Here is a 27,000-nt window from a genome sequence, read left to right on the forward strand (position 1 = left end):
GGGGGTGGGGTTAGTCGTGACTAGTACATCTGTACTGTAAGGCAGGGTGGGCAGGGGTGCAATACGGACATCTTTCGCGTTTGATTTCCCCTGGTGAGGGCATTGGCGTTACGGTACGTACGTACTGATCAAGTCGTCCCTGTGTGCTGAGGAGCCCCGTATGGCCGTCGAAGGGCGTCGTCGCCGGGATCCCGCGCGGCGGGTCGAGGAGATCGTCGAGGCCACCGAGCGGGTCATCGCCGCGCGGGGCGTCGAGGGCGTGACGCATCGCGCGGTCGCCGCAGAGGCGGGGGTGCCGCTGGGCGCGACGACGTACCACTTCGCCACGAAAGACGACCTGATCGCGGCCGCCCTGCGCCGCTCCGTCGACCGGTTCGGGGCGTATCTCGACGAGTGGGTGGCGCGGCGCCCGGACCTCACGCCCGAGCAGTGCGCCGTGCTGCTCGCCGACGCCGTGCTGCCGCCCGCGGACGGGCCCGAACGCGCCCAGCAGGTCGTGGACTTCGAGCTGTACCTGGCCGCGCTGCGCCGCCCCGCGCTGCGGGCCGTCGCCGAGGAGCACAACGAGCTGTCCGTAAGGGCCCTGGCCCGTTACACCGATCAGGACACCGCCGCCGCCGCGGGCGCCGCCCTGATGGGGATCAGCCTGCGCGCCCTCGCCTCCCCCACCCCGCCGACCCGGGCGGAGGTCGAGCGGATCCTGCGCCGCGTCCTCATCCCCAACCCGGCGCTCGACGCGGGTGCCGCGCCCGAGGAGGCCCGGTGAGCGCCCGCCGCACGGTCACCGACGCCGAGCGCAGGCACCGGCTCGGCACCCGGCACCTGCTGCGGCCCGGCGCCGGCGCCGACCGGATCGAGGACGTCGCCGACGCCCTGGTCGGCCTGCACGCCACCGACCCGGCCACGGTGTTCCTGTCCGCCGCCGCGCGCCTCGCGGAGCCCACCGTCGCCGAGGTCGAGCGCGGTCTGTACGACGACCTCACGGTGACGCGGATGCTGTGCATGCGGCGCACCATGTTCGTGGTGCCGACCCCGCTCGCGCCGCTCGTGTACGCCTCGACCGCGCGGGCCGTCGCCGCGAAGGAACGCGCGGGCTGCGCGGCGTTCCTCGCGGAGGCGGACTGGGACGAGCGCCGGTACGCCGCCGTGGAGCGGGACGCGCTCGCCGCGCTCGCCGCCCGGGGCACCGCGGGCGCCGCCGAACTCGCCGCCGACGTACCGGAGCTGGCGCAGAAGGTGCTCGTGTACCCCGGCAGGTCGTACCAGGCGTGGCAGACCGCGGGCACGCGGATCCTGCGGGTCCTCGCGGCCGAGGGACGCATCCGGCGTGCCCGGCCGCGCGGCAGCTGGACCTCGGGCCAGTTCCGGTGGACGGTCGCGGCCGAGCCCGCGCGGGACGGCCACGGATACGGCACCGACCCCGACCTCGACGCCGACCCCGACGCCGGTCCCGTCGCGGCCAAGGCCACCCTCGCCCGCCGCTATCTGTACGCCTTCGGCCCGGTCACCGTGGACGACCTGAAGTGGTGGACCGGCTGGACCCTCACCGACGCCCGCAAGGCCCTCGCCGCGGCGGGCGCGCGCGAGGTGGACCTGGAGGGCGGCGGCACCGGCCACCTCGCGCCCGACGACGAGGACCCCGTGCCCGCCGCCGAGCCCTGGGTGGCGCTCCTGCCCGGCCTCGACCCCACGCCGATGGGCCGCCGCCACCGCGACTTCTACCTCGACCCGGCGCACGTGCCCGCGTTCTTCGACCGCAACGGCAACATCGGCCCGACCGTGTGGGCCGACGGCCGGATCGTCGGGGCGTGGGCCCAACGCACCACCGGAGACGTGGCGTACCAACTCCTTGCGGACGTGGGCGCGGCGACGCGCGACGCGGTGGCCGCGCGGGCCCGGGACCTGTCCGCGTGGCTCGGCCCGACACGGGTGACTCCGGCCTACCGGACGCCGCTGGAGCGGGAGTTGGCGGGCGCGAGAACTGGCGGGGGAGCGGGCGGGAAGGGCTGACCCGCCCCGCGCGCGGGCATGGGACGCGAGGGCTTGCCCCGTGATGTTGTCTCGGCCATTGCCCTTCAATTCCCGTGCCACTCGACTACTCTGACGGTTCATCACGCACACAGTGCGTGCACGCGGGGCGCACACGGCGCGTGCGCGCCGGACGGGCAGAACGGCGACACATCGGGGGGCCGGTGTCCGACGATCTGGGATTCGGCAAGCTGCTGGACGACGACGGACTGGTCGCCCGGCTGCTCGGCAAGACCTGCAAAGGGCGCAACCGCCCGCTCCTGTACGGGCCGGACCTGCCGGTGGTGTTCCTCACCGGCGGCCCCGGCATGGGCAAGGGGCGGCTGCTGCGCTGCGTACGCGACGAGTTCGGGCGCCACATCCCGGCCGCCCACCTCGACTGCGCCGCGCCCGCGCACGCCGAACGGGCCGCACAGCACCCCAGCACGCGGTCCGAAGTCACCGAGGCCCTACGGGAGTTGGCCGTCCAGTTCGGCGCCTGGAGCGGGGACGGCGGGCCCATCGGGGTGCCGCGCCTGTACGCGGGCCTGGTGGCCGTCGCGGCCGGGGACCCGCTCGCGGGCCCGGCCGCCGGTCTCGACGAGGTGCGCAGGCACGACGACCTGCTGCCGAAGGGCTCGTTCTGGGGCGGAGTGCTGCACCGCGCGTTCCGCTCCTACCTCGCCGCGCTCGCGGCCATGCTCGCCGCCCAACCCCTCGCCACCCCGCTCATCACCGCCATCCTCGACGAACTCTTCGAGCGGGTCTCGTCGGAGGGGAAGTCGGTCCTCGAGGACTGTTACGGCGACTACTCGGGCGCGGCCGGACACCCCCGGCTCGGACTGCACGCCCTGAGCGTCGACTTCCAGCAGGGGGGCGAGGGCCGCGCCAACGCCGAGAGCTTCCTGTTCCGGGCGCTGCGCGAGGACGTCGAGGCCGCGTACACCTCGGTACGGGGGCGGATGGCGCGCGCCGGACGGCCCGCCGTGCTGCTCGACCACGCCGACAACGCCCTCGGCAGACGGCTGCTCCGGCCGGTCCTGCTCGACCGCGAGAGCGGGCACCACGACCGCGTGGTGGTGTGCGCGACGGCCCGCCGCGCGGACGGCGGCCGTTTCCTGTACCGGTCGACGGACGCCGACGCGGGGGTGGTGACGGCCTGGGGTCCTGGCGACGGCGGGCTGCCCGCGTGGCAGCGCAGACAGGGGGGTGTGCCGGGCCTGGTCGCGCCCGCGCGGGGCGCCCTGCTCGTCGGCATGCCGACGCTGACGACGGAGCAGCAGAACAACGAGGTGGCGCGACTCCAGGGGCACGGGGGCCACTCCGGGGCGGCGGGGCACGGAGGTCCTGGGGGTCGTACGGGGCACGCGGGCCGCACGGGCCACGGCTCGGGGCACCCCGGTCCAGCCGGACACCAGCCCGGCGAGCACGCGTCCCGGCTTCGCGTGGAGAGCGGGATCCACCGGCTCAGCGGCGGGCGGCCCCGGTTCGTCACCCGGCTCGGCGAGGGCGCGGCGTCGCTGCGGGCACCGGACCCGGCCGCGTTCACCGACTGGGACCTGCTCGACGCGCCGGTGCGCTCGCGGGCGGAGCCGGAGGGGCGCCCCGTGCCGGTCGCCGACCTGCTCCTGGACGACCTGGTGACCCGGCAGCTCCCCGAGGAACTGCCGCCCGAGCAGCACGACCACTGGCTCGACCTGCTCAGCCATCTGTCGGTCGCCCACACCGGGGCGTGCGCGCAGCACCTGATGCAGGTCCGCCAGGAGGGCCGCGACGAGCGCCTGTCCGCGTACCGCATCACCGAACTCCTCGCCGACAGCGGCTGGCCGCAGTGCCCGCGGCACTTCATCGGCGACCGGGGGCTCAGGCACCTGCTGATGCGGCGTCTCCACCGGCTGCGCCCGGACGGCGCCGCCTGGCACGAGGACCACGAGCTGCTGCGCGGTCACTTCGCGGCCCGCGCCGACACCGACCCCGACGAACAGTGCGGCACGGCGGGCGCGCACGCCGCGCACCACCACCTCGCCGCCGGGGGCGTCGACGCGGCCGTGGACCATCTGACCGGGGCGTTCCCGCTGCGGGACGCGACGCGCTCCATGGCCCAGTGGTGCGAGGAACTGCTCGCCGTCGCGGGCGCCCCGTGCGCGGCCCCGCTGTCCGGCGCCCCGGACGACCGGCACGCCCGCGCGCTCGGCGAGGCCCCGCCCACCGGTGACGGCGACTGGCTGCGGCGCCGCGTGGACCGGCTGCTGCACGCGGTGTGGCTGTACGAGGACCGCACGCGCCCGGTCGACCAGGCCCTGACGGGCACGTGGCGGCCGTTGCTCGACCGGCTCGGCGAGGAGCCGGTGCCGGGCACGGAGGTGCTCACGCGCACGGCCGGGGAGTGGGCGCAACTGGCCCAGGAGCGGCAGCCGTTGAGGAGTTGCGCGTGCACGCGGCACATCGGCTAGCGGGACCCGCTCCGGCCGGACCGGGCCCCGGTCGGAGCGGGCCCGGTCGGCGGAGGCTCACGAGGAGGCGGCGACGGTGAACGGCGGGAGAGGGCGTACGCGGTGCTGAACTGGCTGTACAACCATCTGTGGGCCACCCTCCTGAAGAAGGCCGTGACCGTCCTGGTCGTCGTGGCCCTCGGGACGGCGGCGGGCATCCTCGTACCGCGGAACGTGGGCGGCCCCGACACCTGCGCCGACGGCGTGGAGCGGCGCGGCGGCGAGTGCGTCGGCGTCAACGGCTCCGGCTACGACTTCGGCACCCCCGAGATCAGCAAGGTCAGCGACGCCATCGCCGAGGAGAACCGGCGCGTCGACGACAAGCCGCACGTCACCGTCGCGATGATGCTGCCGCTCCAGCCGGAGTCGGCGGCGGAGCGCAAGCAGCTGCGCAGCGACGTCCAGGGCGCCTATCTCGCGCAGTACCGCGCGAACCGCAGCGAGCAGAAGCCCCTGCTCCGCCTCGTCCTCGCCAACCCCGGCCGGAACTACGCCCAGCAGGAGCGGATCGTCGACGACCTGGCCCGGCTCGCGGACTCCACGACCCACAACCTGCGCGCGGTCACCGGCTTCAACCTGAGCCTGCGCAACACCGTCGACGCCGTGGACCGGCTCACCAACGAGCTGCGCATCCCCGTCCTGATCAGCCGCGCGAGCGCCGACGAACTCGCCAACCCCGAGGGCCGCGAGGCCAAGCCGCGCTTCAAGGGCCTGGCCCGGGTGATCCCCACCAACCGCCAACAGGCCCAGGCGCTCGCCGAGTTCCACCGCGGCCTGAAAGACCAGGACACCGTCCTGGTCAAGGACACCCGCCCGGACGACATCTACGTGGAGTCCCTCGCGCGGGCGTTCAGCGCGGACGAGCCGGGGCCGCCCGGCGCCAAGGACCAGGAGTTCACGTCCCCGTCGATCAACGACGCCGGGGCGACCGGCAACGACTTCTCCCTCATCGGCCACAACATCTGCCAGTCCCGCGCGCGCGTCGTCTACTTCGCCGGGCGCCCCGTCCATCTGCGGCTCTTCGCGATCAAGCTGGCGGAGGTGCCGTGCGACGGGAAGCGGTACACGATCGTGAGCGGGTCGGGGGCGGCGACCCTCGACCGGTACATGAGCGAGGCCGACTGGAAGAAGCTCCAGGGCGACGCGAGCACGCGGCAGGCCGCCGTCACCGTGCAGTACACCGCGCCCGCGCATCCCGGGGCGTGGGACCGGGAGCTGAGCGGCGAACGGAAGCGGCCCGGGTATCTGGTCGAGCCGCAGCGGGAGTTGGCGGAGCTGCGCAAGCTCGTCGCCGGGCAGGGTGCGGGGGACATCGGCCCGGTCCAGCTCGACGACTCCCGCACCATGCTCGTGCACGACGGCTTTCGCACCATCGCGGAGGCGGTGTTCCTCGCGAACGCGCAGTCGCCGGGGGAGGTGCCGCCCCGCGAGCGCGTGTCCGCCCAGTGGTCCCGTCTGGAGTCCGCGCACCGGGTGGCCGGAACCAGCGGGTGGGTGTGCCTCACCAACGCGGGCAATCCCTACGACAAGCCGGTGGCCGTCGTCCAGCTGGATCCGCGAACGCGAAGGCTTGCGTTCGTGGGCCTTGGCTGGCCGGAGGGTCGGCCCCAGCCGAAGGACTGCGTGGTCCCCAGCGGAACGGACTGACCGGCGGACCGGTCGACGGGCTGATCCTGAGCCGTCAGGCCGCTCGGGTCGGTGAACCGTGCCGCCTGGCGGAGCTGTGGCTCTCCGCCTCCGCCGTCGCCCACTCCGTCACCAGGCGTTGATACTCGCGTCGCTGCTCGGTGCTCAGCCGCCCGCCGCAGCGCAGCCACAGCGCACGGATCTCCTCGTTCACCTCGTCGGCGGTGCGCGAGGCACGCCGGCTCTCGGAAGCGGGATTCGTGGCCATACTGTGAAGCGTACGTGCGCCGGAGTGAAGGCGAAGTGAGACCGGTCACGAAGTGATCAACAGCTCACTCACACCGTGTATATCCAGCCACGCCGGGCCCGGGGCCCCTCACTCATCCTCCCCCGCACCCCTGCTTGAGACTTTTCCAGCTCCCCATCGCCGTGACCACGTGCCTGCGCGCGCGAAGTCTCGCGAAGTCTCCGGAAGTCCTTCAACGAAACACTTGAATCCATGACTGCCGCAGACACGGACCGGGTGACCGGTCCCTCTTCCGAACGAACTGAACGAAGCACCCATCGGTGGACGCTGCTCGCGGTGAGCGCCGCGCAGCTCCTGGTCGTCCTGGACGGGACGATCGTGAACATCGCGCTGCCGTCCGCGCAGAGCGCCCTCGACATGTCCGACGCGAGCCGCCAGTGGGCCATCACGGCGTACGCGCTCGCGTTCGGCGGCCTGCTCCTGATCGGCGGCCGGATCAGCGGGGCGCTCGGACACCGGCGTACGTTCGTCGTCGGCCTGGCCGGATTCGCCGCCGCGTCGGCGCTGGGCGGGGCGGCGGTGAATCCGGGGATGCTGTTCGGGGCCCGCGCGCTGCAGGGCGTGTTCGCGGCGCTGCTCGCGCCCGCCGGCCTGTCCCTCCTGACGATCACCTTCACGGAGCCGCGTGCCCGGGGCCGGGCGTTCGGGGTGTTCGCGGCCGTCGGCGCGGCGGGCTCGGCGGTGGGCCTGGTGGCGGGCGGACTCCTGACGGAGTACGCGAGTTGGCGGTGGTGCCTGTATGTGAACGTGCCGTTGGCGCTGCTCGCCGTGGCCGGGGCGGCGTTCGTGCCGAAGGACCGTCCCGCGGGCGGCGGCCGCCTCGACGTGCCGGGCGCGCTGCTCAGCGCCGGGGGCTTCGCGGCGGTGGTGTACGCGTTCAACGAGGCGGAGCCGCGGGGGTGGGGCTCGGGGCGTGTGCTCGTGCTGCTCGCCGCCGGTGCGGTGTTCCTCGGGGCGTTCGTCGCCGTGGAACTGCGGGCGCCGCGGCCGCTGTTGCCACTGCGGATCCTGGTGGACCGGGCGCGGGCGGGCGCGTTCCTCGCGATCACGCTGCTGTTCGTGGCGATGTTCGGCTTCTACCTGTTCATGAGCTACTACACCCAGACGGTGCTCGGCTACTCGCCGGTGGAGGCCGGTCTGACGCTGATCGTCAACGCCCTCGCGGCGCTCGTCGGGGCGACGTTCATCGCGGGGAAGCTGCACGGCAGGGCGCGGCCGGTGGCCCTCGTCGTACCGGGCCTGCTCGCGGCGGCCGCGGGAATGTTCTGGCTGACCCGCCTCACCCCGGACAGCGGGCACGTCTTCTGGCTGTACCTGGTCCCGGCGCTGACCCTCACCGGCCTCGGCCTCGGCTGCGTCCTGCCGCCGACGGCGAGCCTGGCGACGGCCGGGATGCGGGGCCACGACATCGGCGCCGCGTCGGCCGCGTACAACGCCTCGCAGCAGTTGGGCGCCGCCCTCGGCACGGCCCTGCTCAACACGATCGCGTCCAGCGCGGCGGGCGCGTACCTGGCCGACCACCGCGACGCGAGCCCGACGGCGGCCTCGGTGCACGGCTACACCGGCGCGCTGCTCGTCGGCTTCGGGATCCTGGCGGGCGCGGCCTGCGTGGCGTGGGCGCTGCTCGGCGTGCGGGGGCGGCGTCACGCCGCCTCGTCCAGCTCGCACCAGACGAACTTGCCCTCCCCGCCCGGCAGATGAGCGCCGCCCAGGTGATACCAGCCCCAGCCGTCGGCGCAGCCCTTGACCAGGGCGAGGCCGCGGCCCGCCTCCGCCAGGACCAGGTCCCTGGTCGGGGGCGCGGGGGGCTCGGGCGGGGTGGGGTCGGCGTCCCAGACCTCGATGCGGAGGATGCCCCCGGCCCAGTGCAGGCGCAGGGCGGCGGGGCCCTTCGTGTGCGTCACGGCGTTGGCCACCAGCTCCGTCGCGACCAGTTCCGCCGAGTCGGCGAGGTGCGGGAGGCCGTGGGCGGCCAGGATCAGGCCGAGCGTGTGACGACAGACAGTTACGGCGCGGAGGTCGTTGGGGATGTGGAGGGTGTACTGCCAGGGGGCCCGGGAGGGGGTGCGGGCGGGCGTTCGGGTGGGGGTTTCGTCGAAGTCGTCGCCGGGGTCGCAGCTCTCGGTCATACGTAACTCCGTTGGGTCGTTGAGGAGTTGGGGGAGATCGACTCTCTCGGGGTGGTGGCCTGCCGGTGCCCGCTGTGGCGGGGCGACGCGGTGCACTTCCGGACCCGGGGCGTTGCAGTGGGTGGTCGCTTCATCACCGAAGGTAGGGCATTAATTTCTGCCACGGCAACAGGACGCGTAACCTGCCCCCCGAAAGAGGGGCGTCAACACGCCCTGCGGCGAACAGCGTTGAGGGGTAGGTCGTATGCCGCCGAGGAATCGGCCCACCGCCCGTCAGGTACGCCTGGGCACGGAGCTGCGCAGGCTGCGGGACGCCGCCGGGATGACCGCCCGCGAGGTCGCGGAGCTGCTCGGCTCGACATCGGCCCAGATGAGCCAGATGGAGGCGGGGATCGCGGGGGTGAGCGAGGCGCGGGTACGCAGACTCGCCGCCCACTACGGCTGCGTCGACCCCGGCCTGGTCGAGGGCCTCGTCGGCATGGCCAAGGACCGCACCCGGGGCTGGTGGGAGGAGTACCGCGGCGCCTTACCGCCCGCCTTCCTCGACCTCGCGGAGCTGGAGCACCACGCCACCTTCCTGCACGTCACCGCCACGGCCCACGTCCCCGGCATCCTCCAGACCGAGGACTACGCCCGCGCCGTCTTCGCCTACCCGGCCCCCGAACTCCCCGCCGGCGAACTGGAGCCGAGGATCGCCCACTGCCTGGGCCGACGCGTCGCCGTCGAGCGCCCCGGTGCGGTGCCGTACGAGGCCGTCCTGCACGAGTCCGTCCTGCGCACACGCGTCGCCGACCGGCACGTGGCCCGCGCCCAACTGTCCCGCATCCTGCGCCAGTCGGAACGCCCCAATATCACAGTCCGCGTCATCCCCTTCGACGTCGACGGCTTCGCCGGAGCCAACGCGGCGGCCCTCTACCTCGGCGGCCCCGTCCCCCCGCTCGACACCGCCAAGCGCGACGAGCCCCACGGCGGCCCCTTCCTGGACACGGATCCCCAACTCGCCCTCTTCCGTGCCCTCTTCCAGAAGGTGAAGTCGGCGTCCCTCGACCCGTCGCGGTCGCGGGACTTCATCCATCGCCTGGCGAAGGAGCTGTGATCAGGCGCGACCACACCTCGGACTCGGCCCGGTCGGCCTGCAGCGGGGTGGTAGGAACGGGCCCATGACCAGCACCCCCTGGAGTCTCACCTTCGACTGTGCCCACCCCGGCGAACTCGCCCGGTTCTGGGCCCTTGCCCTCGGCTATGCCGAGAAGCCGCCGCCCGCCGGGTTCGCCAGTTGGGAGGAGTGGCTGGAGCGGCACGGCGTGCCCGAGGAGGAGTGGGACGACGGGGCCTATCTGGCCGATCCGGACGGGCAGGGTCCGTCGATCTCCTTCCTCAAGGTCCCCGAGGGCAAGGTCGTCAAGAACCGGGTCCACCTCGACCTGCGGGTGGGCGGGGGCCGCGAGACGCCGTGGGAGGTGCGGTGGCCGCTGGTCACGGCGGCGGTGGCGCGGCTCACCGCCGCCGGGGCGCGGGTCGTGGGTGAGCACGAGCTGGACGGCAGGCCCGACCATGTGGTGATGGCCGACCCGGAGGGCAACGAGTTCTGCGTGCTGTAGGGGCTGCTCGGGCTGCGCGGCCTGCCCGTCCGCACGGCCTGCCCCGTCCGCGCGGCCCGGCCAGTCCGCGGCCCGCCCCGTCCGCCGTCAGGCCCCCTTCCGGATCAGGTCCACCAACTTGCTGAAGCTGTCCGCGCCGTGGCCTGCGGCCTCGCCCTGGCGGAACGCGGCCAGGACCGCCTCCGGGAACGCCGTGTCCACGCCCGCGTCGGCGTTCGTGTGGACGACGTGTTCCATGCTCGCCACGCCCATCGAGATGCGGTCCACGTCGCCCGCGTGGTTGCCGGCGTCGATGCGGGGGGCGTAGAAGTCGATGAACTGGCCCATGCCCGCGTAGTTCTCGGTCGCGTACGGGGCGATCTCGGAGGCGCTGATGCCGTGCGCGTCGGCGAGCGCGACGGCCTGCCAGTACGCGAGCATCGCGGGCCAGAAGATGACCATGTTCAGCTGGTACATGAGGGCGGCCACGCCCGGGTCCTCGCCCCGGTAGTCCGTCTTGCCGGTGATGACCTCCAGGTCCGCGCGGAACTTCTCGTACGTCTCGCGCGGGCCGCTGTAGAACGTCGACATGTCCGGGCTGCCGATCCCCGGCGGCGGCGAGAGCACCCCGCCCGTCAGATGCGTGCCGCCGAGCTCCTCCACCCAGCGGGCCGCCGCACGCGCCTTCTCCGGCACGTCCGAGCTGAGGTTCGCCAGGACCCGGCCCGCGACGGCGTGCTCCGCGCCCTTGAACGCCGTGTACATCGCGTCGTAGTCGATCAGGCTGAGGATCACCAACTCATTGGCGGTGAGGGCCTGTTCGACGGTCTCGGCGAGCTTCGCGCCGCGCGCCACCAGGGCGTCGGCGCGGGACGGGGTGCGGTTCCAGACGGTGACCTCGTAGCCCCGGTCCAGATAGGCGGCGGCCATCGCCTGTCCCATGGGGCCGAGTCCGATGACGGTGACTGACTGTGACATGAGTATCTCCATTGCTTGCTTTGCGTAACTAGAACGAGCGCTCTATCCAGTGCTCGTGATGAACGTAGCACAGGTCTAGAACGAACGCTCTACTTAGTGGGTGGGTAGAGTGGGGGCCATGAGCCAGAAGTCCGCCGTAAGCAAGAAGCCCGCCGCCGCAGGACCGGCCGCCGCCGCGAGCCCCGGCACCCGCGAGCGCATCGTCACCGTCGCCGCGCGGCTCATCCAGCGCCAGGGCTACGTCGGCACCGGCATCAAGCAGATCGCCACCGAGGCGGAGGCCACGCTCGGCTCCGTCTACCACTTCTTCCCCGGCGGCAAGGCGGCCGTCGCCGTCGCCGCGATCAAGTACAGCGACGAGGAGTTCGCGACGGTGCTGCGCACCGCCATGGCCGCCGAGGCCGACCCCGGCGCCGCCGTCGAGGCCTGCGCCGTCGAACTCGCCGTCGGCCTGCGGGAGTCCGGCTGGACCGACGGCTGCCCCGTCACCGCCGCGGCCCTGGAGACCCTCGGCTCGGACTCCGAGATCCAGCGGGTGTGCGCGGAGGCCCTGCTCGGCTGGGAGCGGATCGTCGAGGAGAAGCTGCTCGGCTCCGGCTTCGGCCCCGAGGACGCCAGGGAGGTGGCGACGACCGTCATCAGCGCCCTCGAGGGCGCCGAGGTCACGGCCCAGGTCGCCCGCAGCGAGGAGCCCTTGCGGGCGGCCGGACGGCAGCTGGCGCGGCTGGTCGGCTCGTACGCCTGAGGGTGCGGGTTCGTACGAAGGCGTACGTGCACGAGGGCCCCGGAACCACTCGGGTTCCGGGGCCCTCGCTCACGTCCTCACGTACAGGAAGGACTCCCGTACGAGAAGGACTCACGTACAGGAAGGGATTACGCGTCCTTCTTCGGCTCCTCCAGACGCGGGAAGAGCACCGCGCCCTTCGTCACCGTGGCACCGGCGGGCAGCTGCCCCCAGGTGCCCGCGTCCTGGACCCGCTGGTCGGCGAGCGCGCCGAGCGGGGCCTCGGCGCCCAGGGAGTCCCAGAGCTGCTGGGACGTCTCCGGCATGATCGGGTTCAGCAGGACGGCGACGGCGCGCAGCGACTCGGCGGCGGTGTAGAGGATGGTCGCGAGACGCGCCCGCCCCTCGTCGCTGTCGTCCTTGGCCACCTTCCACGGCTCCTGCTCCGTGATGTAGCCGTTGACCTGCTTGACGAAGGCGAAGATCGACAGGATGCCGGACTGGAAGTCGAGCTCCTCGCCGATCGCGCGGTCGGCGTCGGCGACGGCCTTGGCCAGGCCGTCCTGGATCGCCTTCTCGGCCTCGCCCGCGGCCGTGGCCCCGGGCAGCTCGCCGCCGAAGTACTTGCCGACCATGGCGGCCACGCGCGAGGCGAGGTTGCCGTAGTCGTTCGCCAGCTCGCTGGTGTAGCGGGCGGTGAAGTCCTCCCAGGAGAACGAGCCGTCGCTGCCGAACGCGATGGCGCGCAGGAAGTACCAGCGGTACGCGTCCACGCCGAAGTGCGAGGTCAGGTCCTGCGGCTTGATGCCGGTCAGGTTCGACTTCGACATCTTCTCGCCGCCGACCATCAGCCAGCCGTTGGCCGCGACCTTGCCGGGCACGGGCAGGCCCTGTGCGAGCAGCATCGCGGGCCAGATCACCGCGTGGAAGCGGAGGATGTCCTTGCCGACGAGGTGGACGTCGGCGGGGAAGGTCGCGTCGAACTTCTCCTGGTTCGCGCCGTAGCCCACGGCGGTCGCGTAGTTCAGGAGGGCGTCGACCCAGACGTAGATGACGTGCTTGTCGTCCCAGGGGACCTTCACGCCCCAGTCGAACGTCGAGCGCGAGATCGACAGGTCCTGGAGGCCCTGCTTGACGAAGTTCACGACCTCGTTGCGCGCGGACTCCGGCTGGATGAAGCCCGGGTTCGCCTCGTAGAGGGCGAGGAGCTTGTCGCCGTACTCACTGAGCTTGAAGAAGTAGTTCTCCTCCTTGAGGAGCTCCACGGGCTTCTTGTGGATCGGGCACAGCTTGGTGCCGTCCTCGTCCTCGATGAGGTCGCCCGGGAGCTTGTACTCCTCGCAGCCCACGCAGTACGGGCCTTCGTACCCGCCCTTGTAGATCTCGCCCTTGTCGTAGAGATCCTGGACGAACTCCTGCACGCGGTCGGTGTGACGCTTCTCCGTGGTGCGGATGAAATCGTCGTTCGCGATGTTCAGGTGCTCCCAGAGGGGCTTCCAGGCCTCGGTGACGAGCTTGTCGCACCACTCCTGCGGGGAGACCCCGTTCGCCTCGGCCGTGCGCATGATCTTCTGACCGTGCTCGTCCGTGCCGGTGAGGTACCACACCTTCTCGCCGCGCTGACGATGCCAGCGCGTGAGCACGTCGCCTGCGACGGTCGTGTAGGCGTGGCCCAGGTGAGGAGCGTCGTTTACGTAGTAGATGGGGGTCGAGACGTAGAACGCCTTCGCGCTCTCGTCCGCTCCCTGCTTCTCGGATCCAGTGGCCGCCATGGTCGAAATCCTAACGGCCCAATGAAGATCCACTCACATGGCGAAGGGGTCCTCGGGCAGCAGCGCGAACGCCGGGTGGTCCAGGACGTCCGGCGGCACGGGCTCCGTGGCCAGCGGCGGCGGGTCCGTGTGCTGCCCGCCGGCGCACGCGTGGAACGGGCCGGAGGGGGAGAGCAGCCGCGCCAGGTGGGGGTCGGCGTGGTGCAGCCACCAGTTGGACATGCCGAGCGACGCGTCGTGGCGCAGGTACTCGAAGGCCCGCCACATCGCGGACAGCCGCAGCAGGGCCTCCGGGTGGGCCCACCACCGGGGGCACCAGATGTGGTCGCCGTCGTCGAGGCGGGGCCGGACGATCTGGGTGAGGTAGGCCACGAAGTCCGCGAGGGAGCCGAAGACCAGGCCCGCCCGGTGCTCCTCCTCGATCAGCCGGGCCCGGTCGGTGGTCTCGCCGTCGTCGGCGTCGCTGTCGTAGGCGGTCTCGCCGGGGTCGGGTTCGTAGGTGGTCATGTCGCCTCCGTCGCTGTCCGTCCCGTGGTCGTGCCGTGGGCCGCCCGGTGCGCGCGCGTGCGGGACTCCGGCGGGGGCGCGAGCGACCGGCGTACGTGGTCCGCGTCGCTCATGCGTCCCAGCTGGACGTAGACCGCCGCGAGCGTGTCCGCCGCCGTGCGCAGGGAGGTCTGGTCGTGCGGCCACTCCGGCCGGGTCAGCCGCACCGCCGCGCGCGCCGGGGCCAGTGCGGCGCGCGCGGTGGCGGGGCTGCGGGTGGCGCGGGCACAGACCAAGTAGGTCTCGGCTTCCTCGCACAGCGCGTACGCCTGCCAGGCGGCCGACTGCCCGGCGAACTCGCGGCGGACGAGGGCGGCTCCCTCCGCCGCGAGCCGCAGGGCCTCGCCGTGCTGTCCCGCCCGGGCGTGCGCCAGGGCCAGGGCGACGAGGTCGCCCCCAGCGCTGCGGGCGACGCCCCACCCGGTCCTGGAAGGAGTCCGGCGGTCGCCAGTCCGCGTCCCGGATCTCCACCAGCGCCGCATCGAGGACGCCTCCCTCCGCGGAGGCGTCCCGGCGCCAGCGCACCGTTGCGGCGTAGGGCTTGTCGGCGCCCGGCAGGAGGACGGTCGGCCCGGCGCCGCCGGGTGCCAGGAGGTGGGCGGCGGTGAGGACGAGGCGGGGGGCGATGAGGTAGCCGGTGCCGGTGCCGGAGACGGTGGCGGGGGGCTGGTCGGGGCGGCCGCCGTCCGGCTGCGCGCGCGTCACGACGCGTACGACGCGGTCCTGCTCCAAGTCGCCACCTCCGCCGATGTGTTGAGGGGCTCAGTGCTCGATCGGCGCCCGATCAGGGCCCGACGTCACCGATGGACACGTCGCCCCGGGCCGCTGTGCGGGGCTTGAGGGTCAGGCTGACCCGCTGGGTGGCGCGGCGGGTGTTCTCCTGCCGTCCGTCGCCCTGGACGACCCCGAAGCGCAGGCCGCCGGAGCTGCCGCGGGTACGCCCCAGCTCGACCTCGAAGTCGACGGTGATCGCTTCCACGTCGAACCGCACGTCGGCGGTGCGGGCGCGGCGCTGGGCCTCGCCGATCTGCCCCCGGAGCAGGTCGAGGGCGTCGGCGAGGTCGAGCCACTCGTCGCCGCCGGGATGTCCGCCGTCAGCCATGCCGCGCTCCCCCTCGCCCTCGCTCTACTCGCGTGGAAAACGTCAACACGATACGTAAGGGCGGGAGTTGATGCCACGGACTCGGTGGTACTGGAACTTTTCCGGGCTACGGGCGCCAGGAGGCGAGCACGCCCTCGTACAGCTCCTTGTCGGTGAGTTCCCTCGGGTCGGGGCCCGTGAGGAAGTGCGCGGCGTTGTCCGCCTTGAGCCTGCGGAGGTAGTCGAAGGCCTTGGCGTCCTTCTCGCCGAAGGCGACGAACGAGAAGAACAGGGGGTGGCGGGCGGCGTCCGCCAGGGCCTGGGTGGCGGGGCCCTTGGTGTCCGGGGCGCCGTCGGTCTGGAAGATCACGAGGGCCGGTTCGCCGACGTGGTCCGACTTCTCGTAGTGGGCGACGACCTCCTCGATGGCGCGGTGGTAGCTGGTGCGGCCCATGCGTCCCGCGGCGGCGTGCAGTTCGTCCACGCGGTTCTCGTGGGTGGGGAGGGTGAGGTCGGCGGTGCCGTCGATGTCCGTCGAGAAGAAGACGAGGTGGACGGTGGCGGCGGGGGCCGTGTGGGCGGCGAGGGCCAGGGCCTGGTCGGCGAGGTTCTGGGCGGAGCCGTCCTTGTAGTACGGGCGCATGGAGCCGGAGCGGTCCAGGACGAGGTACACGTGGGCCCGGGTGCCGTCCAGCTCGTGCTTGCGGAGGGCCGCGGCTGCGGCGCGGTACGCGGTGGCGAGGGCGGGGGCGGTTGCCTTCACCCTTGCCGGGGTGAGGGCGGGGCCCGCCTTGGCCGGGGTGGGCTCCACCGGGGCGGGGGTGGAGGCTTCCGGCTGCGCGGGGGCGGGCTCGGACTCGGGCTCGACGGTGAGGTCCGGCTCGGCCGGGGTGGTTTCCGGCTCGGCCGGGGTCTCCGGCTGCGCCGGGAGGTCGGCGGGGGTGCCCTCGACATTGCGGTGACCGTCGGCCTGGGCTGTGCCCACCCTCCCCCGAGCTCTCGACTCCGCTCGAGCAGGGGGTGCCCCCATCGCCCCCTGGGCGGCCCAGCTGCCCACAGCAGGGGGCTGCTCGGACGGGGTGAGGGCCTGTCGGGCGGCCGGGATGGTGGGCTTGGCCTGGGGGTCGGGCTCCGTCGGGGTGTCAGCTCCTGGGGCGGCCGGAGCTTCGGGTTCCGTGAGGGCCGGGGCCGGGGCCGAGGGTGCGGGTGCGACCGGGGCGTCGGGTTCCGGGGTGACGGGGGTCGTGGCTTCTGCCGTGTCCTCGGGAGCCTCGGGAGCCTCGGGAGCCTCGGGGGCCTCGGGGGCTTCCTCGGGTGCCGGGGCTGCGGCGTCTGCCAGGCCCACGGTCTCCGTCGAGGCCGGGGTGGCCTCGGGCGCCGCCGGGGCTTCGGGAGCCTTGGTGTCGGCCGGGGCTTCGGGAGACCTGGTGTCGGCCGGGGTTTCGGGAGACCTGGTGTCGGCCGGGGCTTCGGGAGACCTGGTGTCGGCCGGGGTTTCGGGAGCCTCAGTGGCCGCCGGGGTTTCGGGAGCCTCAGTGGGCGCCGGAGTTTCGGGAGCCTCGGTGGCCGTCGGAGCTGTGGGGGCCTCGGCGTCGGCGGTGAGGTCTGGGGCGGATGCCGTGGGGTCACCCTGATGTTGGGAGTCACGGGTGGGCGGGTGGGAGTCATCCGCCGCGGAGCGGCGGGCCGGGACACGCACCGACACGTTGTCGAAGGCATCAGCCACCAACGCCTCGGCGGGCGAACGCCTGGCGACGCCCGCCCGGGGCGCGCTCTCCGACGTACCGCGAGCAGCGGTACCCACGGCAGAGCCGCCCACCGCCGAGGTGCCCACCGCCGAGGCGCCCGCCCCCGGCGAACCCTCCGCACCCCCAGCCGAGCCCTCCTCGGACACGGCCGAGACCGAAGCTCCCTCGGACACCGCCGAGGCCGACGCCGAGGCCGAGGCCCCCTCGGACACCGTCGAGGCCGACGCCCCCTCGGACACCGTCGAGGCCGACGCCCCCTCGGACACCGTCGAGGCCGACGCCCCCTCGGACACCGCAGAGGCCCCCGTCGAGCCCGGCTCGTCCTCAGGAACCGTGGAGGCAGATGCAGAAGACCGTCGGAAGACGGCTCGGAGACGTCCCAGAATGCCCATGTGCGCAACCCTTCGCATGACTTGTTCCCGGAGCCAGCCCCTGGCCATGAGAGACACGTAAGGTTAGCGGCCGCCGCTCGGGGCGGGCAGACGGGCCGGGCCTGACACGGATTCACCCGCCGTTCACCCGCAGTCCTCCGTGGAGCTGGCCGCCACCCCTAGCCTCCAGCCGGAATCACCGGCAAAAAGAAGCCAAAGCGCCGTCAACCGGCCACCCATGGAGGACCCCGTGCGCAAGCTGCTGCCCCTGATCACCTCTCACCCGGGCGGCTCCGGCGGCCGTTCGGCCATGACGTGCCGGTTCCGCTGTGGCGACGCCTGCTTCCACCCGGTGCCCAACACCAGTGACAACGAGTACATGGGCGACGTCATAGCGGGCGCCCTGAGCCGCCGTTCGATGATGCGTGCCGCGGCCGTGGTCACGGTCGCGGCGAGCGCCGCCGGCGGCCTCGCCCTCGGCCCCGGTGCCGCAGAGGCCCAAGCGGCCCCCGCCACCGCCGCGGAGGCGAAACGCAGAGGCAAAAAGGCGGCCCGAGGCCTCCGCTTCACCCCCGTCGCCCCGAACACCGCCGACACGGTCACCGTCCCCACCGGCTACGGCCAGAACGTCGTGATCCGCTGGGGTGAGCCCATCCTGCGCGGCGCCCCGGCGTTCGACGCGGACAAGCAGACCGCCAAGGCGCAGGCGGGCCAGTTCGGCTACAACAACGACTTCCTGAGCCTGCTGCCGCTGCGCGGCGAGAAGCACGGCGAGGAGCACGGGCGTCAGGTCCTCGTGGCGAACCACGAGTACACGGACGAGATCCTGATGTTCAAGGGGTACGACGCCAAGAACCCCACCCGCGAGCAGGTCGAGATCGCGTGGGCGGCGCACGGCCTGTCCGTGGTCGTCGTCGAGGGCGAGCGCAAGAGCGGCGCCCTGCGTGCTGTACCGCGCCACCAGCTCAACCGGCGCCTGACCACCACCAGCAAGTTCCACCTGACCGGCCCCGCCGCCCGCAGCGAGCTCGTCCGCACGAAGGCCGACCCGCGCGGCGTCACCGTCCTCGGCACGCTCAACAACTGCTCGGGCGGCACCACCCCGTGGGGCACGACGCTGCACGGCGAGGAGAACTTCAACCAGTACTTCGCCCACGCGGACAAGGTGACGGACCCGACGCAGGCGGCCCGCCTGAAGCGGTACGGCGTCGCGGGGGCTGAGTCCGAGCGCAAGTGGGAGCGTTTCGACGACCGCTTCGACCTCACCAAGGAGCCGAACGAGCCCAACCGCTTCGGCTGGGTCGTCGAGCTGGACCCGTACGACCCGGACTCGGTCCCGCGCAAGCGCACCGCGCTCGGCCGCTTCAAGCACGAGGGCGCGCAGCCGCGCCTGACCGCCGACGGCCGCCCGGTCGTGTACATGGGCGACGACGAGCGCTTCGACTACGTGTACAAGTTCGTCGGCAGCAAGCGGATGGCGAAGGGCAACTCGCGCTGGGCCCGTGAGCACAACCTCACGCTCCTCGACGAGGGCACGCTGTACGTCGCCAAGTTCACGGGCGACTCCCCGGCCGCGGAGATCGACGGCACGGGCAAGCTGCCGTCCGACGGCGAGTTCGACGGCAGCGGTACGTGGATCCCGCTGGCCACCTCGTACGCGGGCGGCAAGGCCGTCTCCCACGTCGAGGGCATGACCGCCGACGAGGTGTACGTCTTCACGCGCCTCGCCGGTGACAAGGTCGGCGCCACGAAGATGGACCGCCCCGAGGACATCGAGCCCTCCCCGAACAGCGGCAAGGTGTACGTCGCCCTGACGAACAACACCGACCGCGGCAAGCCCGGCAAGGCCGGCGCCGACGAGGCCAACCCGCGCAACCTCAACAAGCACGGCCAGGTCCTGGAGCTCACGGAGGCCAGGAACCGTCCGGAGTCCACCCGCTTCGGCTGGAACCTGTTCCTCGTCGCGGGCGACCCGAACGACCCGGCCACGTACTTCGCGGGCTTCCCGAAGGACAAGGTCAGCCCCATCTCCTGCCCCGACAACGTGGCCTTCGACCCGCACGGCAACCTGTGGATCTCCACCGACGGCAACCAGCTCGGCTCCCACGACGGCCTGTTCGGCGTCGCCACGAAGGGCGACCGGCGCGGTGAGCTGAAGCAGTTCCTCACCATGCCGAAGGGCGCGGAGACCTGCGGCCCCCTCGTCCAGGAGCGCCGCGTCCTGGTGGCCGTGCAGCACCCGGGCGAGATCGACGGCGCGTCCGTCGAGAAGCCCGCGAGCGTCTGGCCCGACGGCCCCGGCAAGATCGTCCGCCCGGCGGTCGTGTCGGTGTGGCGCAAGGACGGCTGCGACATCGGCGTCTAGTGCGCCGGTGAGTACGCGCGGTGAGTACGCGGTGAGTACGTGAATGAGGCGCCCCCGGGGGGAGGGGCGCCCCATTCACGTACTGCGTCTTACCGAGTCCTACCGAGTCCGACTGGGTCCTACTGGCTGGCTCTTACTGGTTCTGCTGCTTGCGCCGGTACATCGCGAAGCCGAGGCCCGCCGCGCCGAGCGCCGCCATGCCGCCGCCCGCGGCGACCAGCGGGGTGCCGTGCGAGGCCGGGGTGGCGCCCTCGGCGCCGGCCTTCACGCCGCCCCGCGGGACGGCCCGGTCGGACGCCGAGATGCCGGTCGAGGTCCCGGTCCCGGCGGCGCCGGTGTGCGTCCTCGGCTTGCCGCCGGTGCGGCCCTCGACCCAGCCCTTCATGGTGCCGTCGGGGTTGAGCACGAAGTGGGCGCCGTTGTGCTGCCCGTACGCGGCCTTGTTGCCGTGCTGCTTGAGGGTGTCCCAGACGATCTTCTTGCCGCTGCTCGGGGACTTGCCGATCATGTCGGCCTCGTACCCGGCCTTGGTCCTGTAGACCTTGGCGTCGAAGCCGGACTTGGCGAGGTTCTTGTACTCGCGGACGAAGACGCGCTTCTTGGCGGGCTGGGGCTTCGGCTTCGGCGGGGTCGGCTTGCCGGTCTTGGTGACGGTGCCGTTGGCGGTGAGCGTGAACGTACAGCCGTTGATCTTGGTGGACGCGGGCTTGATGTACGCCTTCAGGGAGCCCTTGGCCTTGCCGTTCAGGAAGAGCTGCGCCTTGGCGCTGCGGGCGGAGGCGTTCACGTCGACCTTGGCGGTCCAGCCGTGGCCGAGCGAGACGGTGCCCTTGGACACCCAGCCGCCGGGAACCGGCTTGTCCTTGTCCCTGTTGTCCTGGTCGCCGTTGCCGGACTTGGTGACGGAGCCGTCCGTGGCCAGGGTGAAGGTGTAGCCGTCGACCTTGGTGCTCGCGGCGGCACCGTCGGCGTTCAGGGAACCCTTGGGGGCGCCGTTGAGCGAGAGCTGTGCCTTGGCGGCGCGCGCGGAGGCGTTCACCTCGACGTCCGCCGTCCAGCCGCCGCCGAGGCTGACGGTGCCCTTGGACTCCCAGCCGCCGGGGACCGGCTTGTCGGGGTCGGTCCTGTCGTCCGGGGTGGTCTTGTCGTCGGGAGTGGTCTTGTCGTCCGGGCCCGGGGTCGGGGTGACCTCGTCGTCCGGCTTCGGGGCGGGGGCGGTGTCGTCGCCCGGGGCCACCTGGGGCTGTGGGGTGGACGGTGCGTCCGCGAAGGCCGCGGTGGTGGGGACGGCGAGCGCGGCGATCGCGCCGGTGGCGATGGCGGCGGTGCGGATGGTGCGTCGAGTGGCGCGCATGGCGGTGAACTTCCCTCGTGGCTGGCTTACGTACTGTCCGTCTTTGTGCCCCTTTGCGGTGGCGACGGATATGAAGCTACGGGCGCCATGTGTGCGTCATCCGTAGGGAACGTAACAACCGGCCGGACACCGTGACCCGGAACCGTAAAACGGAAGAAATCGCAGGTCAGGTGGGGTCTAGAGGGGGGTGGGGCGAAGGTCCTGAGATGGCGCGGGACCAAGGTCCGGGGGTGGGGCGGGGGCTGTGGCGGGGGCGGGGATCGGGGCCGTGGTCGGCATCGGGACCGGTATGGCCACGGGAACCGGCACCGGGGCGGTGCCTCTCTCCTCGTGTCTCTCGCGACCCCTGCCGCCGAGCAGCCAGTCCTGGTAGGCCGGGGCCTCCGCGGCGGCCTCCCAGTACGCGGCCTCCAGCTCGCCGTAGACCGCGTCCAGCTCCGCCGTCGTACGGGCGGCGACCAGGAGGCGGACCCCGAGCGGATCTCCGGACAGGGGTCTGACCGCCATGTCGGGTCTCGCCACCGAGGTGGGCTGGCAGACGGTGACGACCTCACCGGTGGCGACCAGGGTGGCGGCGGTGAGGTAATCGCCGTGCAGGACCCGCGGGTTGAGCCCGGCCTCCCGCAACACCCTTTGCAATCCGTCCCATTCGCCGTCGACCGTCGGATCCACCATCCAGCGGTCGGCGGCGAGGTCCGTGAGGTGGACGACGTCCTTGCGGGTCGCGGGATGGTCGGCGGCGAGCGAGACGAACTGCGGCTCGCGGTCGACGAGAACACGTCGGCGCAGCCCGTCGGGCAGGCGCAGCGGACAGCCCTCGACCTCGTGGACGAAGGCGATGTCAAGCTGACCGGCGGCCACCATTTGCAGGAGCGCGTTCGCGGAGACGTCCATCTGGAGGGAGGTCTCGGTGCCCGGCATACGGTGCCGGAGGCGGCGCAGCCAGCCCGGGATGGCGCGGCTCGCGGTGGAGCCGATGCGCAGCTGCGGGGTGCCGTCGTCGGCGCGTGCCGCCGTCGCCCGGGCCTCGGTGACCAGGGCGCGCATCTCCACCACCAGGGGGCGGGCGCGGCTCAGCACGACGCGGCCGAGGGGAGTGGGGCGGCAGCCGGTGCGCTCGCGGGCGAACAGCTGGCCGCCGACGGCGTGCTCGATGCGGCGCAGCTGCGTGGTCAGGGAGGGCTGGCTCATGCCGAGTTGGCGGGCGGCCTTGTGCAGGCTTCCGGTGTCGGCGATGGCACAGAGTGCGCGGAGATGCCTGACCTCGAGCTCCATGGGCGTGAGACTAGAACGGCTGACGTGCTCACACCAGCCTCCCAAACCCCTACGGACCCCCATCAGTTGGCACGTATGACCGGTGTCCGGATGTGCGGCGATAGCACCGTCCTATCGCCATCTGCCATCATCCGCTGGCGCCGGGGCTCCCCGACACTCACGGATACCGAAACGTTCACCTTTCACCGAACGAGTAGGGAGCCCCCCACATGCACAAGCGTTACCTGTCCGTCGCCGCCGCCCTCGGCCTCGCCGCCGCCGCGCTCGGAACGTCGACCGTCGCCTCGGCCGCCGACTCCCCCCGGGCCGGTGCCGAGAAGTCCTCGGTGTCCACGGCTGCCTCCGTAGCCCGGTACCAGGGCTCCGGTGAAGAGGCCGCCGCGAACAAGGCGTTCTTCGAGGCGGTCGTCAAGGCCGTCGCCGAGAAGCGCGCCGCCAACCCGGGCGCCAAGGCCGTCACCGTGACGTACAACGCCTCGCAGGCTCCGACCTTCCGTCAGCAGATCGCGTCGTCCACCTCCATATGGAACGCCGCCGTCACCAACGTCAAGCTCCAGCAGGGCACCAGTGGTGCGAGCTTCTCGTACCGCGAGGGCAATGACCCGCGTGGTTCGTACGCCAGCACCGACGGCCACGGCCGTGGCTACATCTTCCTCGACTACCGGCAGAACCAGCAGTACAACTCCACCCGCGTCACCGCCCACGAGACCGGGCACGTCCTCGGTCTCCCCGACAACTACCGGGGCCCGTGCTCCGAGCTGATGTCGGGCGGCGGCCCCGGCACGTCCTGCCAGAACGCCCAGCCCAACGCGGCTGAGCGCGCCCGCGTCAACCAGCTGTGGGCGAACGGTCTCGCCAAGGCGATGAAGCAGGTCCAGAAGCAGGGCTGATCCATTCCCCAATCCCGCCCCTTCCCGAACCGGGGGCTGCCGCCCCCGGACCCCCGCTGATCGGCGCTCCGCGCCTCGTCCTCAAACGCCGGACGGGCTAAAACCTTGCCGCAGCGGCGAGATATATAGCCCCTCCGGCGTTTGAGGAGCGGGGTCTGGGGCGGAGCCCCAGTTTCGGGAAAGGGGCGGGATTGGGGAGCCCCCGGCAAGGCCTACTCCCGCGGCGACGCAACCGCCCGCGCCGCGCCCACCTCCTGCCGCAGCGGATCAAGGACGCCGCCCGCGGCCGACCCCGTGAACTCCACCGGCACCGGCACAAGCACCTCCACCTCCCGAAGGCCCTCGGCCAGCTCCCGCAACTGCCGCGAGACCTCGCCCACTTCCCCGGCCCCGGGCGGCTCGGCGCCGTGCCGCACCCGCACTCGCGCCGCCGTCGTCGCGTCCACGATGCGTTCGACGGCGACGACGAGGGGCCACCACGCGGCGGCGCGCGCGCCGGTCGGCGGGGGCTCGGTGAGGGCGCGCTGGAACTCGGTGCGGATGTCGGAGAGGTCGCGGTAGAGGCGGCGGCGCATCCGGGCCCGTGCGGCCGGGGCGGTGGCGTCGGAGCCGGGGCCGAAGGCGCACTCGACGTAGCGGGCGGTGTCGGAGACGGCGTCGGCGAGCCGGTCGCCGATGCGGGTGTGCCAGCTCTCGGGCCACAGCAGATACCCGGCGACGAGCGCGATGGCGCAGCCGATGAGGCTGTCGACGAGGCGCGGCACGACGAGCCCGAAGCCCTGGTGGTTGAGGACGTCGGAGAGCAGCAGGATGACGGGTGTGATGGCGGCTGTCTGGTAGCCGTAGCCGCGCGGGGTGAGCGCGGGGATGAGGGTGGCGAGGACGAGGACGACGGGCACGTCCCACCAGCCGCGTTCCACGGCGGAGAGGACGGCCGCGGCGACGACCAGCCCCACCGCCGTGCCGAGGGCCCTCAGCACCGCCCGCGAGAACACCGAGCCGAAGTCGGGCTTGAGGACGAACGTGATGGTCAGGGCCACCCAGTAGGAGCGCGGTACGTCGATGAGGGACACCAGCGCCTGGGCGATGCCGATGCACAGGGCGAGGCGCAGGCCGTAGCGCCAGGACGCCCCCGACAGGATGACGTTGCGGGTGGCGCGGCGGGCGCGGACCCGCAGTGCGGCCGGGCGGCCGAGGCGGTCCTCCGCGTGCACCACCGTGAGCGGGTCGGGGTCGGCGAGGGTGTCGGCGGCGTGCTTCAGGGCGTGGTGCACGGCGCGGGCGGCCGGGCCGTGGGGCTCGGGGAGTTCCTCGGGGAGGCCGAGGTCCCCGTAGCGGGTGCCGCCGCCACTGTGTTCGCCGCGTTGGCCATGTTCCCTGCGCACCCCGCGTTCGCCGTGTTCCCTGCGTTCGCTGTCTTCCCCGCGCGCCCCGTGTTCCTCCCGTTTCCCGCGCTCCACGGCTTTGGCCAGCTCCCGCATGGCCGCGGGGAGTTCGGGCGGGAGCTTCTCGCCGTACTGGTGGGCGACCGGAGCGGCCTCCACGACGGGGGTGACGGCGTTCAGTTCGGCGATCAGGCGGACCAGGTCGGGGCTGCGGCCGTGGTCGCGGGCGCGGCGGGCGAGGACCAGGTCGTACGCCTGGTTGAGGGACGCGGTGACGGCCGCGCGGGCCTGGTCGTACGCCTCGTCGTCGCCGTCTCCGGTGCCCGCGGCGTCCAGGAGGGCGGCGGCGTTCCGGTACGTCGCGGCGACCGCGGCGCGTTCCGGTACGCCGGATCGCAGGGGCCACGCGAGGAGGGCCAGGGCGAGGACGAGGAGGCCGCCGCCCGTCATCAGGGCGGGGGCCAGCCACCACTCGCCGGGGAGTGGAAGGCCCGCCCCGATCACGCAGTTGAGCAGCAGCAACAGCCCCGATACGGACGCCACCGCGCCGATCGTCGACATCATCCCGGAGACCAGGGCGACCAGCGTCACCGCGGCGACCGCCGCCCAGCCGTGGCCGAAGACCAGGGCTCCCAGGGTGACTCCCAGGGCCCCGAACAGCTGCGGTACCGCGATGTTGAGGATCCGCATGCGGTACGCGTCCGCCGTGTCGCCGATCACCCCTGACAGGGCGCCCATCGCGGCCAGTGCGCCGTACGTCGGCTTGCCGGCCGCCGTGCCGATCGCCAGGGGCAGCGACATTCCGATCGCCGCCCGGGTGACGGCCGCCCACGGGATCGGGGCCGGTTGCGGTTTGAGCGACCTGACCAGCCAGTCGGGCGGGGTGAGGGGGCGGAGGGTGCGGTGCCGCATGGGGTCATTATCGCTGGGGGTGTGTGACCTGGGGTGATGTGGGGGGTGGCCCTCGCGGGGGCGCCCCAGTCCCGCCCCTTTCCCGATCCCGGGGCTTCGCCCCTGGACCCCAGGGGGTGGGTGTCCCCTTCGGGTGGGACGGGGGCACCGCCGAATCGGCGCTCCGCGCCTCGTCCTCAATCGCCGGACGGGCTGAAAACTACTTCGCCGGGGCGGGCTGAAGGTGCCGGGCTGTTGCTCAGCTGATGCAAGTTTGGGCGGGTGGGTGGGAGAGAGCCCGTCGTGGGGGTCCCCCCTGCTCCTTAAGAGCTTGGGGGAGTTTGAGGACGAGCGCGGAGCGCGATCGGGGGTGCCCGGTTCGGGCTGAGGGTGTCGGGTCGGGGTGGGGGAGAGCCCGTCCGGGGGTTGAGGGCGAGGGGCGGGGTGCCGGGGCGGCGTTCAGCCCTCGTCCCGATGCAACGTCAAGTCCACCAGCAACGCACGGTGATCCGTCTTGCCGATCTCCAGGAACCGCGCGTCGTGCGCGGCGAAGTCGTCCGACGCCAGCACATGGTCGATCTGCGCCCCGAACGGCCGGGGCAACAACGTGGGCCAACTCGGCGTGCGGGACGCCCCGGACAGCCGAGCCGCGTCCCGCAACCCGGCGTCGAGGACACGACGGAACGCGGCGTGGTCCTGCGTGGCGTTGAAGTCCCCGGCGACGATGGTGGGCCCGTCCCCCGCGGCGGCGTAGTCCCGAAGCCGCCCCAGCTCGGCCCGCCACCGCCCGAGATCCCCGGGCGTCGGCGGCATGGGATGGGCGAGCTGCACCCGTACCGGAATCCCCTTCACGTCGGCGACCGCCCCCGGCATCCCGAGCGTCCCCCGCACCCCGGCGGCCTCCTTCAGCGGTACGTTGCTGAGGATCACCGACCCGTCGGCCCCGTCGTCCCCGGCGGAGGCGACGGCCGCCCGGTAGGGGTAGGCGGAGTCCGGCAGCGCGTCCCGCAGCTTCCCGTCGCACGCCCGGTCGCACTCGGAGACGAAGACGAGGTCCGGCTTCCGCTCCCGTATCGCCTCGATGAGACCCGGCGTACCGCGTCCGAACTCGACGTTGGACGCGAGCACCCGTATCTCGGCGACCGGCGGCCCGTCGGGGTCGGACAGCTTGCCGTACGGCTCGATGAACCAGGCGAGTCCGCCGAGCACGGCCACGGCCCAGACGAGGCCGACGCGCCAGCGCCCGAGGGCGGCGAGCAGCAGCCCGGCGGCGGCGGGCACGAGGAGCCACGGCAGGAAGGCGAGGATCTGCGGTACGGGGGTGAAGGCGTCGGTGTCGGCGATCCGGCAGCCGAGGACGGCGCTCACCCCGGTGAGCAGGAGTCCCGCGGCCCAGGCGGCGGCCCGGTGAGTCCGCGGCCGCCGTTCGTCCGCATAGCCGTCGGGGTCGGCCTCGGGGGGAGTGGGCGGTGCCGTCAC

General features: G+C 72.8%; 23 protein-coding genes. 11 read left to right on the forward strand and 12 right to left on the reverse strand.

What is annotated here, in order from left to right; genetic code table 11:
* Positions 1-160: 160 nt before the first annotated feature.
* From ACFVHO_RS03765 to ACFVHO_RS03780, 4 genes are all read left to right on the forward strand, one after another.
* Positions 161-766: a TetR/AcrR family transcriptional regulator gene (locus tag ACFVHO_RS03765; RefSeq protein ID WP_385709684.1), complete on the forward strand. Its 606-nt coding sequence runs from the start codon at positions 161-163 to the stop codon at positions 764-766.
* A complete protein-coding gene (locus ACFVHO_RS03770; RefSeq protein ID WP_385709685.1) occupies positions 763-2,010 on the forward strand; it encodes a winged helix DNA-binding domain-containing protein in 1,248 nt (415 codons plus the stop codon). The genes ACFVHO_RS03765 and ACFVHO_RS03770 overlap by 4 nt, the downstream gene beginning before the upstream one ends.
* Before the next feature lie 182 nt (positions 2,011-2,192).
* Positions 2,193-4,460 (forward strand): hypothetical protein, encoded by a 2,268-nt coding sequence (locus ACFVHO_RS03775; protein WP_385709687.1) that lies wholly within the window; start codon positions 2,193-2,195, stop codon positions 4,458-4,460.
* A 102-nt stretch (positions 4,461-4,562) separates the two neighbouring features.
* Positions 4,563-6,146: an amino acid ABC transporter substrate-binding protein gene (locus ACFVHO_RS03780; protein ID WP_385709689.1), complete on the forward strand. Its 1,584-nt coding sequence runs from the start codon at positions 4,563-4,565 to the stop codon at positions 6,144-6,146.
* A 34-nt stretch (positions 6,147-6,180) separates the two neighbouring features.
* Here the strand turns inward: ACFVHO_RS03780 and ACFVHO_RS03785 are convergent, their stop codons facing one another.
* The gene (locus ACFVHO_RS03785; protein WP_385709691.1) at positions 6,181-6,393 is read right to left on the reverse strand and encodes a hypothetical protein; all 213 of its coding nucleotides are present in this window, start codon (positions 6,391-6,393) and stop codon (positions 6,181-6,183) included.
* A gap of 231 nt (positions 6,394-6,624) precedes the next feature.
* Here ACFVHO_RS03785 and ACFVHO_RS03790 point away from each other — a divergent pair, with 231 nt between their 5' ends.
* Positions 6,625-8,133, forward strand: coding sequence for an MFS transporter (locus tag ACFVHO_RS03790; protein ID WP_385709693.1), 1,509 nt, complete (start codon positions 6,625-6,627; stop codon positions 8,131-8,133).
* Here ACFVHO_RS03790 and ACFVHO_RS03795 read toward each other — a convergent pair.
* A complete protein-coding gene (locus ACFVHO_RS03795; RefSeq protein ID WP_385709696.1) occupies positions 8,076-8,561 on the reverse strand; it encodes an ATP-binding protein in 486 nt (161 codons plus the stop codon). The genes ACFVHO_RS03790 and ACFVHO_RS03795 overlap by 58 nt on opposite strands.
* A gap of 244 nt (positions 8,562-8,805) precedes the next feature.
* On the opposite strand from ACFVHO_RS03795, the gene ACFVHO_RS03800 reads away from it, so the two are divergent.
* Together ACFVHO_RS03800 and ACFVHO_RS03805 are read left to right on the forward strand one after the other, a co-directional pair.
* Positions 8,806-9,657: a helix-turn-helix domain-containing protein gene (locus tag ACFVHO_RS03800; RefSeq protein ID WP_385709698.1), complete on the forward strand. Its 852-nt coding sequence runs from the start codon at positions 8,806-8,808 to the stop codon at positions 9,655-9,657.
* Positions 9,658-9,721: 64 nt separating this feature from the next.
* Positions 9,722-10,162: a VOC family protein gene (locus ACFVHO_RS03805; RefSeq protein WP_385709699.1), complete on the forward strand. Its 441-nt coding sequence runs from the start codon at positions 9,722-9,724 to the stop codon at positions 10,160-10,162.
* 87 nt (positions 10,163-10,249) lie between these two features.
* Here the strand turns inward: ACFVHO_RS03805 and ACFVHO_RS03810 are convergent, their stop codons facing one another.
* Positions 10,250-11,131 (reverse strand): NAD(P)-dependent oxidoreductase, encoded by an 882-nt coding sequence (locus ACFVHO_RS03810; RefSeq protein ID WP_385709701.1) that lies wholly within the window; start codon positions 11,129-11,131, stop codon positions 10,250-10,252.
* A 106-nt stretch (positions 11,132-11,237) separates the two neighbouring features.
* Between ACFVHO_RS03810 and ACFVHO_RS03815 the strand changes: the two genes are divergently transcribed.
* The gene (locus ACFVHO_RS03815) at positions 11,238-11,864 is read left to right on the forward strand and encodes a TetR/AcrR family transcriptional regulator (RefSeq protein ID WP_385709704.1); all 627 of its coding nucleotides are present in this window, start codon (positions 11,238-11,240) and stop codon (positions 11,862-11,864) included.
* A 128-nt stretch (positions 11,865-11,992) separates the two neighbouring features.
* Here ACFVHO_RS03815 and metG read toward each other — a convergent pair whose 3' ends face one another.
* The 5 genes from metG to ACFVHO_RS03840 all read right to left on the reverse strand — a co-directional run bounded on the left by metG (position 11,993) and on the right by ACFVHO_RS03840 (position 16,227).
* Positions 11,993-13,615 carry a methionine--tRNA ligase gene (metG, locus tag ACFVHO_RS03820; protein WP_385709707.1) on the reverse strand — a complete coding sequence of 541 codons (1,623 nt, stop codon included), beginning with the start codon at positions 13,613-13,615 and terminating at the stop codon, positions 11,993-11,995.
* Positions 13,616-13,648: 33 nt separating this feature from the next.
* A complete protein-coding gene (locus tag ACFVHO_RS03825) occupies positions 13,649-14,122 on the reverse strand; it encodes a DUF4913 domain-containing protein (protein WP_385709709.1) in 474 nt (157 codons plus the stop codon).
* Positions 14,119-14,643: a hypothetical protein gene (locus ACFVHO_RS03830; protein WP_385709711.1), complete on the reverse strand. Its 525-nt coding sequence runs from the start codon at positions 14,641-14,643 to the stop codon at positions 14,119-14,121. Before ACFVHO_RS03830 ends, ACFVHO_RS03825 begins: the two co-directional genes overlap by 4 nt.
* Before the next feature lie 302 nt (positions 14,644-14,945).
* Positions 14,946-15,263: a trypco2 family protein gene (locus ACFVHO_RS03835; protein WP_385709714.1), complete on the reverse strand. Its 318-nt coding sequence runs from the start codon at positions 15,261-15,263 to the stop codon at positions 14,946-14,948.
* A gap of 106 nt (positions 15,264-15,369) precedes the next feature.
* Positions 15,370-16,227: a VWA domain-containing protein gene (locus ACFVHO_RS03840; RefSeq protein WP_385709717.1), complete on the reverse strand. Its 858-nt coding sequence runs from the start codon at positions 16,225-16,227 to the stop codon at positions 15,370-15,372.
* A 721-nt stretch (positions 16,228-16,948) separates the two neighbouring features.
* Between ACFVHO_RS03840 and ACFVHO_RS03845 the strand changes: the two genes are divergently transcribed.
* On the forward strand, positions 16,949-17,443 hold the full coding sequence (locus tag ACFVHO_RS03845; RefSeq protein ID WP_385709719.1) for a hypothetical protein: 495 nt from the start codon (positions 16,949-16,951) through the stop codon (positions 17,441-17,443).
* A 168-nt stretch (positions 17,444-17,611) separates the two neighbouring features.
* Positions 17,612-19,726: a PhoX family protein gene (locus ACFVHO_RS03850; RefSeq protein WP_385709722.1), complete on the forward strand. Its 2,115-nt coding sequence runs from the start codon at positions 17,612-17,614 to the stop codon at positions 19,724-19,726.
* A gap of 133 nt (positions 19,727-19,859) precedes the next feature.
* Here the strand turns inward: ACFVHO_RS03850 and ACFVHO_RS03855 are convergent, their stop codons facing one another.
* Complete coding sequence (locus tag ACFVHO_RS03855) at positions 19,860-21,080, reverse strand: hypothetical protein (protein WP_385709724.1); 1,221 nt, start codon at positions 21,078-21,080, stop codon at positions 19,860-19,862.
* A 177-nt stretch (positions 21,081-21,257) separates the two neighbouring features.
* The gene (locus ACFVHO_RS03860; protein ID WP_385709727.1) at positions 21,258-22,355 is read right to left on the reverse strand and encodes a LysR family transcriptional regulator; all 1,098 of its coding nucleotides are present in this window, start codon (positions 22,353-22,355) and stop codon (positions 21,258-21,260) included.
* A 209-nt stretch (positions 22,356-22,564) separates the two neighbouring features.
* Here ACFVHO_RS03860 and snpA point away from each other — a divergent pair, with 209 nt between their 5' ends.
* Positions 22,565-23,245, forward strand: coding sequence for a snapalysin (snpA, locus tag ACFVHO_RS03865; protein ID WP_385709729.1), 681 nt, complete (start codon positions 22,565-22,567; stop codon positions 23,243-23,245).
* Positions 23,246-23,457: 212 nt separating this feature from the next.
* Here the strand turns inward: snpA and ACFVHO_RS03870 are convergent, their stop codons facing one another.
* Entirely contained in the window at positions 23,458-25,542 is a 2,085-nt protein-coding gene (locus tag ACFVHO_RS03870; RefSeq protein WP_385709732.1) for an FUSC family protein, read from the reverse strand.
* Positions 25,543-25,980: 438 nt separating this feature from the next.
* Positions 25,981-27,000, reverse strand: a complete 1,020-nt coding sequence (locus ACFVHO_RS03875) for an endonuclease/exonuclease/phosphatase family protein (protein ID WP_385709735.1) — start codon at positions 26,998-27,000, stop codon at positions 25,981-25,983.

It is taken from the genome of Streptomyces sp. NPDC127108, from assembly GCF_042677545.1.
GTDB lineage: Bacteria > Actinomycetota > Actinomycetes > Streptomycetales > Streptomycetaceae > Streptomyces.

Coding starts and splice junctions, on each gene's coding strand:
- ACFVHO_RS03835 (WP_385709714.1), bottom strand. CDS start 15,263: ATGGCTGACGGCGGACATCCCGGCGGCGACGAGTGGCTCGACCTCGCC.
- ACFVHO_RS03785 (WP_385709691.1), bottom strand. CDS start 6,393: ATGGCCACGAATCCCGCTTCCGAGAGCCGGCGTGCCTCGCGCACCGCC.
- ACFVHO_RS03810 (WP_385709701.1), bottom strand. CDS start 11,131: ATGGAGATACTCATGTCACAGTCAGTCACCGTCATCGGACTCGGCCCC.
- snpA (WP_385709729.1), top strand. CDS start 22,565: ATGCACAAGCGTTACCTGTCCGTCGCCGCCGCCCTCGGCCTCGCCGCC.
- ACFVHO_RS03855 (WP_385709724.1), bottom strand. CDS start 21,080: ATGCGCGCCACTCGACGCACCATCCGCACCGCCGCCATCGCCACCGGC.
- ACFVHO_RS03860 (WP_385709727.1), bottom strand. CDS start 22,355: ATGGAGCTCGAGGTCAGGCATCTCCGCGCACTCTGTGCCATCGCCGAC.
- ACFVHO_RS03825 (WP_385709709.1), bottom strand. CDS start 14,122: ATGACCACCTACGAACCCGACCCCGGCGAGACCGCCTACGACAGCGAC.
- ACFVHO_RS03870 (WP_385709732.1), bottom strand. CDS start 25,542: ATGCGGCACCGCACCCTCCGCCCCCTCACCCCGCCCGACTGGCTGGTC.
- ACFVHO_RS03830 (WP_385709711.1), bottom strand. CDS start 14,643: ATGCGGCGCTGGTGGAGATCCGGGACGCGGACTGGCGACCGCCGGACT.
- ACFVHO_RS03790 (WP_385709693.1), top strand. CDS start 6,625: ATGACTGCCGCAGACACGGACCGGGTGACCGGTCCCTCTTCCGAACGA.
- ACFVHO_RS03800 (WP_385709698.1), top strand. CDS start 8,806: ATGCCGCCGAGGAATCGGCCCACCGCCCGTCAGGTACGCCTGGGCACG.
- ACFVHO_RS03765 (WP_385709684.1), top strand. CDS start 161: ATGGCCGTCGAAGGGCGTCGTCGCCGGGATCCCGCGCGGCGGGTCGAG.
- ACFVHO_RS03815 (WP_385709704.1), top strand. CDS start 11,238: ATGAGCCAGAAGTCCGCCGTAAGCAAGAAGCCCGCCGCCGCAGGACCG.
- metG (WP_385709707.1), bottom strand. CDS start 13,615: ATGGCGGCCACTGGATCCGAGAAGCAGGGAGCGGACGAGAGCGCGAAG.
- ACFVHO_RS03805 (WP_385709699.1), top strand. CDS start 9,722: ATGACCAGCACCCCCTGGAGTCTCACCTTCGACTGTGCCCACCCCGGC.
- ACFVHO_RS03795 (WP_385709696.1), bottom strand. CDS start 8,561: ATGACCGAGAGCTGCGACCCCGGCGACGACTTCGACGAAACCCCCACC.